11 protein-coding genes are annotated in these 13,971 nt (G+C 64.6%); 3 read left to right on the top strand and 8 right to left on the bottom strand.

Annotated features, from left to right (window positions below; translation table 11 throughout):
- Positions 1–162 precede the first annotated feature (162 nt).
- The 4 genes from LDH74_RS05230 to LDH74_RS05215 all read right to left on the bottom strand — a co-directional run bounded on the left by LDH74_RS05230 (position 163) and on the right by LDH74_RS05215 (position 4,674).
- Positions 163–753: a DNA-3-methyladenine glycosylase 2 family protein gene (locus LDH74_RS05230; RefSeq protein WP_226041472.1), complete on the bottom strand. Its 591-nt coding sequence runs from the start codon at positions 751–753 to the stop codon at positions 163–165.
- 79 nt (positions 754–832) lie between these two features.
- A complete protein-coding gene (locus LDH74_RS05225) occupies positions 833–3,211 on the bottom strand; it encodes a cation-translocating P-type ATPase (protein ID WP_226041471.1) in 2,379 nt (792 codons plus the stop codon).
- A gap of 66 nt (positions 3,212–3,277) precedes the next feature.
- Positions 3,278–4,021 carry a helix-turn-helix domain-containing protein gene (locus LDH74_RS05220; protein WP_226041470.1) on the bottom strand — a complete coding sequence of 248 codons (744 nt, stop codon included), beginning with the start codon at positions 4,019–4,021 and terminating at the stop codon, positions 3,278–3,280.
- 257 nt (positions 4,022–4,278) lie between these two features.
- On the bottom strand, positions 4,279–4,674 hold the full coding sequence (locus tag LDH74_RS05215) for a CopG family transcriptional regulator (RefSeq protein WP_226041469.1): 396 nt from the start codon (positions 4,672–4,674) through the stop codon (positions 4,279–4,281).
- 103 nt (positions 4,675–4,777) lie between these two features.
- On the opposite strand from LDH74_RS05215, the gene LDH74_RS05210 reads away from it, so the two are divergent.
- A complete protein-coding gene (locus LDH74_RS05210) occupies positions 4,778–5,590 on the top strand; it encodes a hypothetical protein (protein WP_226041468.1) in 813 nt (270 codons plus the stop codon).
- 386 nt (positions 5,591–5,976) lie between these two features.
- Here the strand turns inward: LDH74_RS05210 and LDH74_RS05205 are convergent, their stop codons facing one another.
- Positions 5,977–7,122, bottom strand: a complete 1,146-nt coding sequence (locus LDH74_RS05205) for an acyl-CoA dehydrogenase family protein (RefSeq protein ID WP_226041467.1) — start codon at positions 7,120–7,122, stop codon at positions 5,977–5,979.
- Between the two features lie 114 nt (positions 7,123–7,236).
- Between LDH74_RS05205 and LDH74_RS05200 the strand changes: the two genes are divergently transcribed.
- Both LDH74_RS05200 and LDH74_RS05195 read left to right on the top strand, forming a co-directional pair.
- Positions 7,237–9,210, top strand: coding sequence for a 3-hydroxyacyl-CoA dehydrogenase/enoyl-CoA hydratase family protein (locus LDH74_RS05200; protein ID WP_226041466.1), 1,974 nt, complete (start codon positions 7,237–7,239; stop codon positions 9,208–9,210).
- Between the two features lie 260 nt (positions 9,211–9,470).
- Positions 9,471–10,043, top strand: a complete 573-nt coding sequence (locus LDH74_RS05195) for a HalX domain-containing protein (protein WP_226041465.1) — start codon at positions 9,471–9,473, stop codon at positions 10,041–10,043.
- Here the strand turns inward: LDH74_RS05195 and LDH74_RS05190 are convergent.
- The 3 genes from LDH74_RS05190 to LDH74_RS05180 all read right to left on the bottom strand — a co-directional run bounded on the left by LDH74_RS05190 (position 10,040) and on the right by LDH74_RS05180 (position 13,909).
- Positions 10,040–12,040 (bottom strand): PAS domain S-box protein, encoded by a 2,001-nt coding sequence (locus LDH74_RS05190; protein ID WP_226041464.1) that lies wholly within the window; start codon positions 12,038–12,040, stop codon positions 10,040–10,042. The genes LDH74_RS05195 and LDH74_RS05190 overlap by 4 nt on opposite strands.
- A gap of 167 nt (positions 12,041–12,207) precedes the next feature.
- Positions 12,208–13,359: an acyl-CoA dehydrogenase gene (locus tag LDH74_RS05185; RefSeq protein ID WP_226041463.1), complete on the bottom strand. Its 1,152-nt coding sequence runs from the start codon at positions 13,357–13,359 to the stop codon at positions 12,208–12,210.
- 103 nt (positions 13,360–13,462) lie between these two features.
- Entirely contained in the window at positions 13,463–13,909 is a 447-nt protein-coding gene (locus LDH74_RS05180; protein WP_226041462.1) for a hypothetical protein, read from the bottom strand.
- Positions 13,910–13,971: the final 62 nt, after the last annotated feature.

Below are 13,971 nucleotides of genomic sequence, written 5' to 3'. Positions count from 1 at the left end.
CGTGTAGGACGTGCTTACCGCTCGAGAGAATCGGGGCGTGATTCGAACTCCCTTGCCCCCCTCTTCATCACCACGCGGTGATATCTGACGGCCTGCCCTGGAACCGGGACGCGGGACCGATCGAGTCGGTACGAATTCCGTCAGGTCGGAGATCGAACGGGTTCAATCCGACTCGTATTCGGCCCAGATGTACCGCGTGGCGACGCTCCGATACGGCCGCCACGGCTCGGCGATTTCGCGCATCTCCGCGCGGGTCAGCTCCTCGCCGTCGCCGTACAGCTGCTCGATCCCGCGGCGAACGGCGAGGTCACCGAGGGGAAGCACGTCCGGACGCTCGAGGACGAACAGGAGGTACATGCGTGCGGTCCACGCGCCGATCCCCTTGATATCGGTGAGGAGGTCGACGACCTCGTCGTCAGTGTATGAGGCCAATCCAGTTTGCGTGTAATCGTTCTCTCGAAAGGCGCAGGCGGCGTTTTGCACGTACTCGACCTTGTTCCGGGAGAGCCCCGCATCCCGGAGAGCTGCCTCGTCCGCGGCCAAGACGGACGCCGGCGTCACGTCGCCCTCGAGGAGGTCGAACACGCGCTCGCGGACGGCCGCCGCGCTCGCGGTGGAGAGCTGCTGGTTGATGATCGAGATACAGAGCCGCTCGTACTCGTCCCAGTCCGGTTCGGCGTAGGGGTCGTGCCGGTCGAGGAGCCCCGCCATAACGGGGTCCTCGCGGAGGACGGCGTGTGCCTCTTCGTTCATGCGAAGGTACGGATACGGGAGTACAGTACCGAGAGCGCATATGCGTCTCGGTCGGCAGTGACGATCGGAGCGGCGCGACTCACTCGAGGTCCGGGTGCGTCTCGGGTTCGACGTTCGCGAGTCGCATCGCGTTGCCGGTCACGCCGAGGCTCATGCCCATGTCGCCGACGACGACCGCCAGCGCGACGCTCACCAGCCCGAGCGGTACGCCGAGCGCGAGCAGGGCCTTCACGCCGAGGCTCGCCCAGACGTTCTGTCGGATGACGCCGTTGGCCGTGTGGGACAGTTCGTACAGGTACGGCAGCTTTCCGATGTCGTCACCCATCAACGCGATGTCCGCCGTCTCGAGGGCGGTGTCGGTGCCCACTGCACCCATCGCGATGCCGACCTCGGCGGTCGCCAGCGCGGGCGCGTCGTTGATCCCGTCGCCGACCATCGCCACGTCGCCGGACGTCGCCTGCAACGCTTCGACGGCGGCGACCTTCTCGTCGGGCAGAAGTTCGGCGCGGTAGTCGTCGACGCCGACCTGCTCGGCGATCGCCCGCGCAGTCCCCTCGTTGTCGCCGGTCAGCATCACGACGCGCTCCACGCCGAGTTCCCGCAGGCGCTCGACCGCCCGCCCCGAGGCGGGGCGCACCTCGTCGGCGATCGCGATCGCCCCCAACAGCCCCGTCTCCGTCCCGACGAGGACGACGGTCTTGCCCTCGCGCTCGAGCGCGGCGAGCGTCTCTCCGTCGAACGACCCGCTGCCGGATTCGACTGTGTCAGTGGATACGACACCACCGTCGGTCGCACTCCGTTCCCGCGAGAGGTCGAACCCCAGCTCTTCGAACAGCGCGGGCTTGCCCGCGTAGTACGTCTCGCCGCCGATCTCGCCGCGAATTCCCTTGCCGGTCAAGCTCTCGAACCCCGTCGGTTCGGGCAGATCGGTCGCGCCCGCCTCGTCGGCCCGGGCGAGGATTGCCGCGGCGATGGGATGCTCGCTTCGTCGCTCCAGTCCGGCGGCGTGACGGAGGAGCGTCGCCTCGTCGGTGTCGCCGACCGGAACGACATCGGTGACGGCGAGTTCGCCTTTCGTGAGCGTGCCGGTCTTGTCGAGGGCAACGGCATCGACCTCGCCCATCGCCTCGAGGTGGTTGCCGCCCTTGATCAGGACGCCGTTCTTCGCGGCGCTGGTGATACCCGAGACCACCGAGACGGGCGTCGAGATGACGAACGCGCAGGGACAGGCGATCACCAGTAACGTGAGACCGCGAACGAACCACGTCCCCCAGTCGCCGGCGAACACGAGCTCGTAGCCGGCGACACCTGCGGTGACGGGATTGGTGATAACGAGCGGGGGGACGACGGCGGTCAGGATCGCCAGCACGACCACGACGGGCGTGTAGTAGCCCGCGAACCGATCGACGAACTGCTCGGTCTCGGTCTGCTCGGCCTGTGCACCCTGCACCAGCTCGATGATCCGCGAGAGCGTCGAATCGCCCGCCGATGAAGTGACTTCGACCTCGAGGTAGCCCTCCTCGGTGATGGCGCCGGCGTACACCTCGTCCCCGACTGACTTGTCGACGGGGACGCTCTCGCCGGTGATCGGCGACTCGTCGACCGCGCTCTCGCCCTCGACGACCGTCCCGTCGAGCGGGATCTTGTCGCCGGGCCGAACGACGACGGTCTCGCCGACCGCCACGTCGTCCGCGTCGACGATCACCTCCTCGCCGTCGCGCAGAACGGTCGCCTCGTCCGGCGAGAGCTCCATCAACTCGCGCAGGGAGTCCCGCGCCCGGTCCATCGCGTAATCCTCGAGCAACTCGGCGATGCTAAAGAGAACGGCCAGCGTCGCGGCCTCGACGAAGTAACCGATGCCGGTCGCGGCGATGATCGCCGTCCCCATCAGTAGGTCGATGTCGAGGCTCCGATTTTTCGCGGAGTAGTAGCCGCTCCGGACGACGGGGACGCCGCTGACGGCGACCGCACCGAGGAAGAGGAGATCTGCGACGTGAAGCGGATACTCGAGGACGCTCGCAACCGCGACGTTCCCGCCCGTCAGGAGGAACTCGAAGCCCAGCCCGAGGGCGACGAACACTGCGCCGAGCCACGTTTTCTTCGCGCGGGGGCTCGTCCAGACCTCCGACGGCGGTGCGACGTCGACACCGTCGGCGCTCGAGGCCGACTCGGTCGCCGCATCGTCGTCGTCCGTTCCCCCGGTGACCTCGTAGCCGGCACCGTTGATCGCGTCGACCACGTCAGCCTCGCTGGTTCGATCGGGATCGTACGTGACCGTGGCCGTCCCGGTGGTCGGATTGAGGTCGGCGTTGACGACCCCGTCGACGCGCCCGAGACTCTTGTCAACCTTCCCCGCACAGGACGGACAGTCCATCTCGGGGACGGCGAGTCGAGCGGTCAATTCCCGTCGCTGGCCGCCCCCCTCCGTTCCCCTCGTCGCGTTCGATTCATCACTCATTACTTCAGAGTAGGGGCGTCAGTTCGATAAGCCTTCGTTGGAATATTCCAATGGTCTTTGGGGCCGCTAGAGCGGTGTCGACGGCCCGTCGACCAGTTGCTCGCTCGCGACGTGGTGCTTGGCCAGGTGTTCTTCGGCCCGGCGAAGCCGATAGGTAAGCGTCGACCGCGGAATGTCGAGGTGGTCCGCGAGGTCGCCGGCGTCGATTTCGCGAGGCGATTCGTAGTAGCCGTGTTCCACGGCGGCTCGGAGCGCGGCCTCCTGCTCGGGGGCGAGGCCGTTCGCGTCGCCCGTCGGCGCATCGGTATCCGTCGTTGCCGCTCGAAGCATTTCCATCCGGGCGCGGTCACCGAGCGCGGCCTCGAGAACATCGAAGAACGCCGCCGTGTCGCCCTCGCCGGAGTGGACGATCCGCCAGGTGTAATGGCGTCCCTCGTGGCGGGTCTCGAACAGCACACCGTCCCCGAAGTGGTCGCGCGCGATGTGCGGAACGGACGCGCACTCCGGGGTGCGCTCCCAGTCGGAGTAGAGGACGAGCGTGTCGTCGGTGCGGTCGAGCACCTGCGTGGTCTGGGTCGCACCGCAGTCGTCGGTCGCGAGGCAGTCCGCGTAGTAGTCGCTGGTGAGGAAGGCGTCCTCGATGTCCTCGAGCGCGTCCGGCGTGCCGGTGGCGTGGTCGACCCGCCAGAGGCGGTCGTCGGTGGCGTGCAGCGACAGCGAACGGACCCGGGCGTCGGGGTGGTCGGCGAGCGCGTCCGCCACCCCGTTGCAGCCGGGTTCGTACTCGAGGGCGAAGACGAACTCTCTCATACCGAGAGAAAGGGGTCGACGCGACAAAGGGTTTCCCGCCCGCTTCCGTCGTCGGCGCCTCGAGGCGGCCATGATCGGTCACGTCTTTACGCATGCGGTCTTGGTCGCGCTGTCGCTGGTGATTGTGGTCGTCTGCGGAACTGAAGTAGCCGACGGCGTCATCGAACCGTTCTCGTGCCTTGTCGAAGCCGCTACGAATCGTTCAATACGGGTGAAGCACATAGCGAGTGCCCCTCTCGGAGGTTCTTGGCAGACCGTCACTCCTCGCCGTCCCGGATGACCATCACCTTGACCCGATTGACGCCGTCAAAGTCGCGGAGTCGGTAGGTGAGGTTACGTACCTGCTCGGCTGGTCCCCGACAAAACAGCGATTCGAGGCACCACTCCCCTTGGTGCGTATGACTCGTGTTGAGGATAACGTCTTGGTATCCGTGTTGGACTGCGTGGAGTTCCCGTATCACCTCGTGGTGGCGATAATCGAACGCGACGAGCGCGACGACCTCCCCGCTCGTCTCTCCGAGGCGGGAGTGAGACTCGATATACTCCTGCATCGCTTCTCGGACCGCTCGCGACCTGTTTTCGATGTCCTGCTCTTGCCAGACTCGGTCGAACTCTTCGATTACTTCGTCTGGAATATTGAAACTCGTTCGCATAGGTACCGGCTCGTCGGGATTCTACAAGAGGTTCTCGTATGACGATTCACCCGTTTCGGTATTAACAACCGTTATTCACGTCGGTATCGGATTCTCAATCGGGATGTTACACGGCGAAGCGCTCGGTCTCTTCCTCGGAGCGGTCGCCCTCGGTGCCGTTCATGGCATCGAACCAGGTCACGGATGGCCCGTTGCCGCCTCGTACGCTCTCGACCAGACGAACAAGTGGGTGTACGGGTTCGCGGCGAGTCTCATCATCGGCGTCGGCCACCTTATCAGCAGTATCGCGATGGTGGGTGTGTTTTTCTACGCGAAGGGGTACTTCAACCTCACGCAGGTCAACGAGCCGATGACGATACTCGGTGGTATCCAAATCGGCGGGCCAGTCAGTCTCGTCGCTGGTGTCTTGCTCATCGCGCTTGGGATTCGTGAATACTCCCACGGACCTTCTCACGGCAGTCACGATGATGACGGCCACTCCGCCCATCACAGCCACGACCACCAACACGATCCGAACGAGCATTCCAGCCATTCGCACGACCACAACGATGGGCGAGTAAGCAGTACGAAAGGGTTCGTTCCCTTCGGCGGTGGGAACTCTCACTCACACGATGACCCCGAAGAGACCGCTGACCGCGGCCTCTTCGGGATCGCGTGGTTCGCGTTCGTTCTCGGGTTCGCCCACGAAGAGGAGTTCGAGATTATCGCGCTCTGTGCCGGGTCAAACCATTGCCTCGAACTGATGAGTGCGTACGCCCTCACCGTCATCGTGAGTATCGTCGGACTGACGATGCTATTGATTGCAGGCTACCAACATTCCGAGGAGACGGTCGAGCAGTACACGCCGTACCTCCCAGCGTTTTCCGCAACTGTCCTCATCGTCATGGGATTTGGTTTCATCATCGGAGTATTCTAACTCGCCTGTTCGATTCGCGTGCACGTTCCGCCACCTAATTCACCGTATTTAGGCCGAAACCAAGGCCTTGTGAGGAGTTCTATTACGCTCAACTAAACGAAAATCAGTGGCCGTGAGCGCGACTCGAGCGACTGCGAGAGTCGCGCGATTCGGGGAAGGGCAGGCAGTCCACCCAAGCACGACCGCGAGCGAACCCGGAGGGTGAGCGAGCGGGCCGACGACTGACCCGGAACGAAAGCGCGGTGCGAAGCGCCGCGGAAAGGCGAGCGGCAAAGCCGCGAGCCAAGTGGAGGTGAAGGAGGAGTGCTTTTGATCGAAATTTTGCCGAGGGAGCGGCCGAAGGCCGCGACCGCAGAGCAAAATTTCGTGACGTGAAATTTCGTTCCTTACTCGTCGAGGAGTTCCCGCGCGATAACGTTCTTCTGGATCTCGGTGGTGCCCTCGTAGATCTGGGTGATCTTCGAGTCGCGGTAGAAGCGCTCGACGGGGAAGTCGTTGACGTAGCCGGCACCGCCGTGGATCTGGACGGCCTCGTTGGAGACGTCGACGGCGACGCGGGAGGCGTACTCCTTGGCCATCGAGGCGAGCTTGGTGATGTCGTTGCCCTGGTCGACGTTCCAGGCGGCCTTGTAGGTCAGGTTGCGCGCGGCCTCGGTCTCGGTGGCCATCTCGGCGAGTTTGTGCTGGATGGCCTGGAACTCCGAGATCGACTGGCCGAACTGCTCGCGGTCCTGGGCGTACTCGCGGGCGGCCTCGAGCGCGCCCTTGGCGATGCCCAGGCCCTGTGCGGCGACGCCGGTCCGAGTGGCGTCGAAGAACTGCATCTGCTGGAGGAAGGCGGCGTCCTCGTCGCCGACGAGGTTCTCCTGGGGCACGCGGACGTCGTCGAAGATGAGCTCGGCGGTGTCGGAGGCTCGGATGCCGAGTTTGCCCGTGATCTTGTCCGAACTGAAGCCGTCGCGGTCGGACTCGACGATGATCTGGCTGAAACCGCCGTAGCGGCTGTCGGCGTCGGGATCGGTCTTACAGAGCACGACGAAGAAGTCGCCGACGGTGCCGTTGGTGATCCACATCTTGTTGCCGTTGATCACCCACTCGTCGCCGTCCTTCTCGGCGCGCGTCGAGACGGAGGAGACGTCCGACCCGGTGTCGGGCTCGGAAATCGCCGCGCCGGAGATCTTCTCGCCCAGCGCGACGGGCTCGAGGAAGCGCTCCTTCTGGTCTTCGGTTCCGAACTCCCTGATGGCCTCGGTGCCGAACGAGCAGGCCATGATCGAGAGCGCGATTCCGGCGTCGTGGGAGAACAGCTCCTCGGCGATGAGCGCCGACTCGAGGGTCGAGTAGCCGGCACCGCCGTACTCCATCGGGATCGAGGTGCCGACCAGGCCCATCTCGGCGGCCTTGTCGACGATCTCGTGGGGGAACTTCTCTTCGCTGTCGTACTCCTCCGCGTTGGGGACGATCTCGTTTTCGGCGAACCGACGAACCTCGCCGCGGATTTGCTCCTGTTCTTCGCTGAGTCCGAATTCCATGCACAACCGTTACTATTGCAGCGATAAAGAACTTTGTAACCGTCTGTAAACGGAAGTGTAGTTTCCATCATGCGAGGGGAAACGTTGAAACGCGTCCGAATAGGATTCGTAAGCATGGACCTGGAGGATATCAACACTGTCGCAGTTCTAGGTGCGGGTAACATGGGCCACGGTATCGCGGAGGTCGCCGCGATCGCGGGCTACGACGTGAACATGCGCGATATCAAAGACGAGTTCGTCCAGAACGGCTACGACCAGATCGAGTGGTCACTGGGCAAGCTCGCCGAGAACGATCAACTCTCCGAAGCGGACGCCGACGCCGCTCTGGAGCGAGTGACCCCCGTCGTCGACATGTCGGAGGCCGTCGCCGACGCCGACGTCGTCATCGAGGCCGTCCCCGAGCAGATGGAGATCAAGAAGGACGTCTACACCGAACTCGAGGAGGCCGCCCCCGATCACGCGATCTTCGCGACGAACACCTCGAGCCTCTCGATTACCGACCTCGCGGAGTTCACCGAGCGACCGGAGCGGTTCTGTGGCATGCACTTCTTCAATCCGCCGGTTCGGATGCAGCTGGTCGAAGTGATCTCGGGTGCCGAGAGCGCCGAGGAGACGCTCGCGGTCGTCGAGGATCTCGCCGAAGATCTGGGGAAGACGCCGGTCCGCGTCCACAAGGACTCGCCCGGATTCATCGTCAACCGTATTCTCGTGCCGCTGATGAACGAGGCCGCGTGGCTCGTCAGCAACGACGAGGCGACCATCGCCGAGGTCGACTCGACGACGAAGTACGACATGGGCCTGCCGATGGGCAGCTTCGAACTCGGCGATCAGGTCGGCAACGACGTCAGTTACCACGTCCTCGAGTACATGCACGAGGTACTGGGCGAGGCCTACGAGCCGGCTCCGCTCCTGGCGGAGAAGGTCGAAAACGAGGAGTTCGGAAAGAAGTCGGGCAAGGGGTTCTACGACTACGAGGACGGCGAGGGCGTCCAGATCCCGACCGACGAGCAGTCGGAGTTCGTCAAGAAGCGGCTCCTCGCGACGATGGCCAACGAGGCGGCCAAGCTGATCGGCGGCGACGTCGCCCCGCCGGAGTCGATCGACGAGGCGGTCCAGCTCGGGGCCGGCTTCCCCGACGGTCCGGTCAAACTCGTCGACGACTACGGCCTCACAGAGCTACACGAGACGCTCGAGGAGGCCTACGACCAGACCGGCCACGAGCGCTATGCGCCCGCCGAGTACCTCGCGGAACGCGCCGGACGCGGCGGCTTCTACGAGATCGATGGTGACTCGGACGCGGTCGACTTCGAGGCGATCCGCGTCGAGTATCCCGGCGACATGGTCGGCCACATCGTCCTCGACCGGCCACACCGGATGAACACCATCAGCGACGAGCTCCTCGAGGAGCTCTCGGCGGCGATCGATCTGCTCGAAGACGACGACGAGGTGCGTTCGATCCTCGTCACCGGCGAGGGTGAGAAGGCGTTCTCCGCGGGCGCGGACGTCCAGAGCATGGCCGGCGACGGTGCCGACCCGATCGAGGGCCAGGAGCTGTCGCGACTGGGACAGTCGACCTTCGGCGAACTCGAGGCCTGCGATCTACCAGTCATTGCGGGGATCGACGGCTTCTGTCTCGGCGGCGGGATGGAGCTGGCGACCTGTGCGGATATGCGCGTCGCGAGCGAGCGCTCCCAGTTCGGCCAGCCCGAACTCGACCTCGGACTACTCCCCGGCTGGGGCGGGACGCAGCGACTGAAACACATCATCGGAGAGGGCCGCGCGAAGGAGATCATCCTCACCGCCGAGCGCTACGACGCCGAGACGATGGCCGACTACGGCTTCGTCAACGAAGTCGTCGACAACGACGGGCTCGAAGCGCGCGCGCTCGAGCTGGCGACCGATCTCGCCGGCGGGCCGCCGATCGCCCAGAAGTTCACCAAGCGCGCGATGCTCGCCGGTCGTGACGATACCGAAGCCGGACTGGAGTACGAGGCGTCCGCGTTCGGTCATCTGATGGCGACCGACGACCTGATGGAGGGTATTACGGCCTTCATGGGAGACGGAGAGCCGAACTTCCAGGGGGAGTAAGACTGACTGTTGTCGGTCAGTTCCGGCGCAACCGCAGGACGGTTCGCGGTTGCTCCGGGACAGTAGAACACCAGACCGTATAAGCCAACCACCGACGAACGGAGCGTCGGGTTCGTCATGGCAGATGGTTATCAAACCGGGCCCCAGAACTGACCCGTAGTAATTTTGAACAGTTGACATCTGGTCGCGAGATTTATCACAGAGAGGTACCATTGGTGACGCGTGGCTGTAACCGATGAAGAGAATGGAGGGGTCCCCCAATGAGTGACGGGCCCGAGGTGCTCGTCGTCGACGACGAGGCTCGGCTCGCGGACCTGTTCGCCGCCTGGCTACAGGCCGACTGGGACGTCGAAACGGCCTACGACGGTGAAGAGGCGCTCGAGAAGATGGCCGACTCCGTCGAAGTCGTGCTTCTCGACCGGCGGATGCCCGGTCTCTCCGGCGACGAAGTCCTCGAGCAGATCCGCGAGCAGGGCTACGATTCGCGGGTGGTTATGGTGACGGCGGTCGATCCGGACTTCGACATCATCGAGATGGGGTTCGACGACTACCTCGTCAAACCGGTCTCGAAGGACGAACTCGTCGATATGGTCGACGACGTCGCCGACCGTTCCGACTACGAGTCCGATATACAGGAGTACTACGCGCTCGTCTCGAAGAAGGCGCTACTGGAGTCCGAGAAGGCCGACCGAGAACTCGCGAACAACGAGGAGTATCAGGACCTCACCGACCGCGTCGCGGAGCTCGAGCAGCGCGTCGACGAGACGGTCTCCGGAATGTCCTCCCACGACGATTTCGTCGGCGCATTTCAAGACCTCCAGTCCGAGAACTAGACGCCGATTTCGAACTCGAACCGAGCCCCTCCACTCTCGCTTTCGGTCGCGACGACCGACCATCCGTGTCCGGTAGCGACTTCTCTGACGATCCAGAGCCCGATTCCGAGCCCCTCCGTCGACGACGAAACTGACGGATCGAAGATTTCGTCTCGGAGTTCTTCGGGGAGTCCCTCTCCGTCGTCTTCGATGAAGAATCCCCGGGCGCGTCCGTCCCGTTGGCGACGGCCGTCTCGCCTGTCACGCTCGTCTCCCCCGTCTCGCTCGAGCGGTCCGACGCGAACGGTCTCGGTCGTGTCACCGTGTTCGATACTGTTCCGGAAGCAGTTCTCGAGGAGCCGCAGGAGTCGCGAACGGTCGGCCTCGATCGTCATCGTGCCCGTGACCGACAGCGTCGCCTCCGCGGTCGAGACGTGATCCCACGCGTCGTGAGCGATCGACTCGAGATCGGTGGGGTCGGTGTCTGCGGCCCAGTCGCCCTCGCGGGCGATGGCCAGTACGTCCTCGATGATCGACTCCATCCGATCGAGTCCCTCGCGGGTCTTTTCGGCGTGCTCGACGTCCCCGGTCTCCTCGAGGAGTTCGAGGTAGCCTTGAGCGACGCCGAGCGGATTGCGGAGGTCGTGGCTGACGATCCGAGCGAACGTATCGAGTCGCTCGTTGCGTTCGCGAAGTTTTCGTTCGCTTCGCTTTCGCTCCGTGATGTTGCGGAGGACGCCCACCGAGCCGAGAAACTCGCCGTCGGGAACGAGGACCGCGATCTGGGCCTCGCAGGGGATCCGCTCGCCGGCTTTCGTCTCGAGCGGCAGTTCGATGGTTTCGGTGTGGTTCTCGGCCTCGAGTAGCGATCGGATGAGGGCCGTCGCGGCGGTGACGTCCTCGCGATCGAACAGGATCGACGCGTGTTCACCGAGCAGCCCCTCGCGGCTGTAGCCGGTCATCTCGACGAGAGCGTCGTTGACGGTCGTGAAGTGACCCGCGTCGTCGAGGACGTACATTCCGTCGCCGGCCGTTTCGACGAGTCGCTCGTACCGGTGGAGGGCGCGTTCTCGCTGGTCGAGGCGGCCGCGAACGGCGATCGTCTCGAGGACGTGGGACGCGGTCGCGGCGATCACCTGGATCGCATCCCGTTCGCGTGCGGAAATCGGCTCCGTCGCGTAGACGACCGTCACTCCGTACAGCTCACCGCGCGCCGCGAGGGGTGCAACGGCGACCGATCGAGCGCCGCGCTCGAACGCACGGTCACCGAACGGGACGGCATCGCTATCGTCTTCGCCGTACCGCCGATACTGAATCTCCCCACTGTGTATCGCTCGCTCGAGCAGCGGCTGCTCGCCGTCGCCGATACTGACGGTTCGGTGGAGCGACCACGCCATCGCCTCGGGATCCGACAGCCACGGGACGATCCCGCGTTCGCCGCGGTCGTACTCGCCGACCCAGGCGAACGCGAATCGATCGCTGCCGGTCAACTCCTCGCGGAGCACCCGTTCGACTACCAGCGGCGAGGTCGCGTCGACCAGCCGGCGGCGAACGGCACCGACGATTCCGGCGAGCTCAGCGGGCAACTCTCCGACTGACGCCGCCGTCTCGGTCGTGAGATCGCTCGTGTTCGGGTCGCCCGCTCTCGGGAGTGCCGCGCTCGAGCCGTCGTCGAGTCGATCGGTGATGGCGGCCGCCAGCTGCGCTCCCGGTTCGATCTCCGCAGCCCGGACGATCACTTCGCTCAACACCCCACCACCGTCGTCGCTCGCCCCCCAGGAGACGAACGTCGGCGTCTCCGGGGCCTCGGACTCGACGGTATCGACGAGCGCCGGCACGTCCGACACCGTGCTCGCGTCGATGACGACCGCGTCGATCCCTTCCCGCTCGAGTCGGTCGATCGCCGCTGCGGGCCGCTGGGCGATGACGACGTCGACAGGGGCGTCCGTCAGCGAGAGCGTGACGGCCGCTCGTGTCGAACGATCGCCGCTCACACAGAGCACACGTGGCCGACTCATAACGGGAGAGTGTGGACAAGTGTCATCTCGAGCACCACAGTAGTTAGTCTGCTCGATCTCATGTTATCGACCGAGATTGTTCTTTCGGCCGACGTGTGACAGTGGCGTCGCCGTGGGTGACTGCCGAATCGGGTCGTCGCTGCGGTCGACGGGACCGCAGCCGTCGATCAGGGAGCCTGTCCGTAAATGAGGTTGCGCTGAATTTCGTTCGCCCCCTCGTAGATGACCGGGATACGGGCGTCGCGGAAGACGCGGGCGATCCGTCGCTCGTCGAGGATCGAGCGGCCGCCGTGGAACTGCATGCTCTGCTCGGACACCTCGACGGCCGTCTCGGTCGCCTTCGTCTTCGCCATCGCGGCCCAGTACCCCGCGTTGTCTTCGTTCGCGACCTTCTCGCGGGCGCGCCAGGTGAGCGTTCGGGCGCTCTCGAACTCGAGGAGCATGTCGGCCAGGCCGTGCTGGACGGCCTGGAAGTCGCTGATCGTCTTCCCGAACTCCTCGCGGTCGTGTGTGAACTCCCAGGCCTCCTCGATGGCGGCCGCCGCGATGCCAAGCCCGTGACCGGCGACGGCGACGCGACCGTGATTGAAGAAGTCCGCGAGCAGCATGAAGCCGTCACCCTCCTCGCCGATCAGGTTTTCTTCGGGAACCCGGCAATCGTCGAACTCGATGTGCGCCTGCTTCGAGGCGCGCATCGCCATCTTCTCGGGGATGTGCTCGGCTTCGTAGCCGTCGGTATCGGTCGGGACGATGATCATCGAGTGGTTCCCGTAGGGATTGTCCTCGTCGTCTCCGGTGCGGGCGTAGAGCGTTATCCAGTCCGCTTCGACCCCGTTGCCGATCCAGTACTTCTCGCCGTTGATGACGTACTCGTCGCCATCTTTCTCCGCTCGGGTCTGCATCCCCGAGAGATCGCTGCCCGTGTCGGGTTCCGACACCGCCAGCCCCGAACGCTGTTCTCCTTCCGCCACCGGTCGGATATACTCCTCGCACTGCTCGTCGGTGCCGTGTTCGTAGGTAATCTCGCAGCCGAAACTCGCCAACTGCAACGTCAGCGCGATCCCCGCGTCGGCCCGGTAGAACTCCTCCGTGATCGCGAGCAACTGCGCCAGATCGAGCCCCCGGCCACCCCACTCTTCTGGAATGTCCTGTGCAACGAGGTCTGCTTCCTGGCCAGCCTCGAGGATCTCCTCGGGGTACTCGCCGGACTGAAAGTACTCCTGAGCAGTAGGTTTGATCCGTTCGCGGGCGAACTCGCGGGCCTCGGCCTTGACGTCTCGAGCGTGCTCCGGAACGATGCTCTCGTCGAGTAGCTCCATGTCCCGTGAAACGGTCGCACGGTGCAAATAGCCGCGGTCGAACAATGCAACCTGAGAAGACGCTGCGCGCGACGTGGTTCGACGGCGCATCGCCGGGTCGTCCCTAGCCGAACATCCGCGCGAGGTCGTCGACAGATGTCGCCGCGTCCGCGTGGTCCTCGAGCAGGGTGATATCCCAGACGAGATCGGCGAGCAGGTGAGCGTAGAGAACGCCGCCGGTGACGATGGCGAGGGGAACGCTGGCGATGGCGATCACCGGGACCGCGATTCCGGTCAGGACGACGTGGCTCAACAGTCGCGAGAGGACACCGACGTCACCGGGCTCGAAAATTTTCGACTGGTCCGTGACGGCCGCACCCGGATCGGTGAGACAGAACCGAACGGCGTCCCAGTCGCCGGTCTTGAGACGAGCGATGAGGAAGTGATCGAGATCGATGAAGACGCCGACTGCGGTGCCGTAGGCGACGACGGCCGCGGCGGGGACCGACTGGCCGAAGAGCGTTATCGACGGGAGCAGTGCGGTCAGAACCCCGGCGACGACGAGCGACACGGCCGCGTGATGTTTCGAGTAGATCGAGACTCACCTACGGGAGGTGACGACGCGGGGCCACT

It is taken from the genome of Natrinema sp. DC36, assembly GCF_020405225.1.
GTDB lineage: Archaea > Halobacteriota > Halobacteria > Halobacteriales > Natrialbaceae > Natrinema.
The sequence above is the reverse complement of the archived record's forward strand: the minus strand, read 5'-3'. Positions and strand labels throughout refer to the sequence as shown.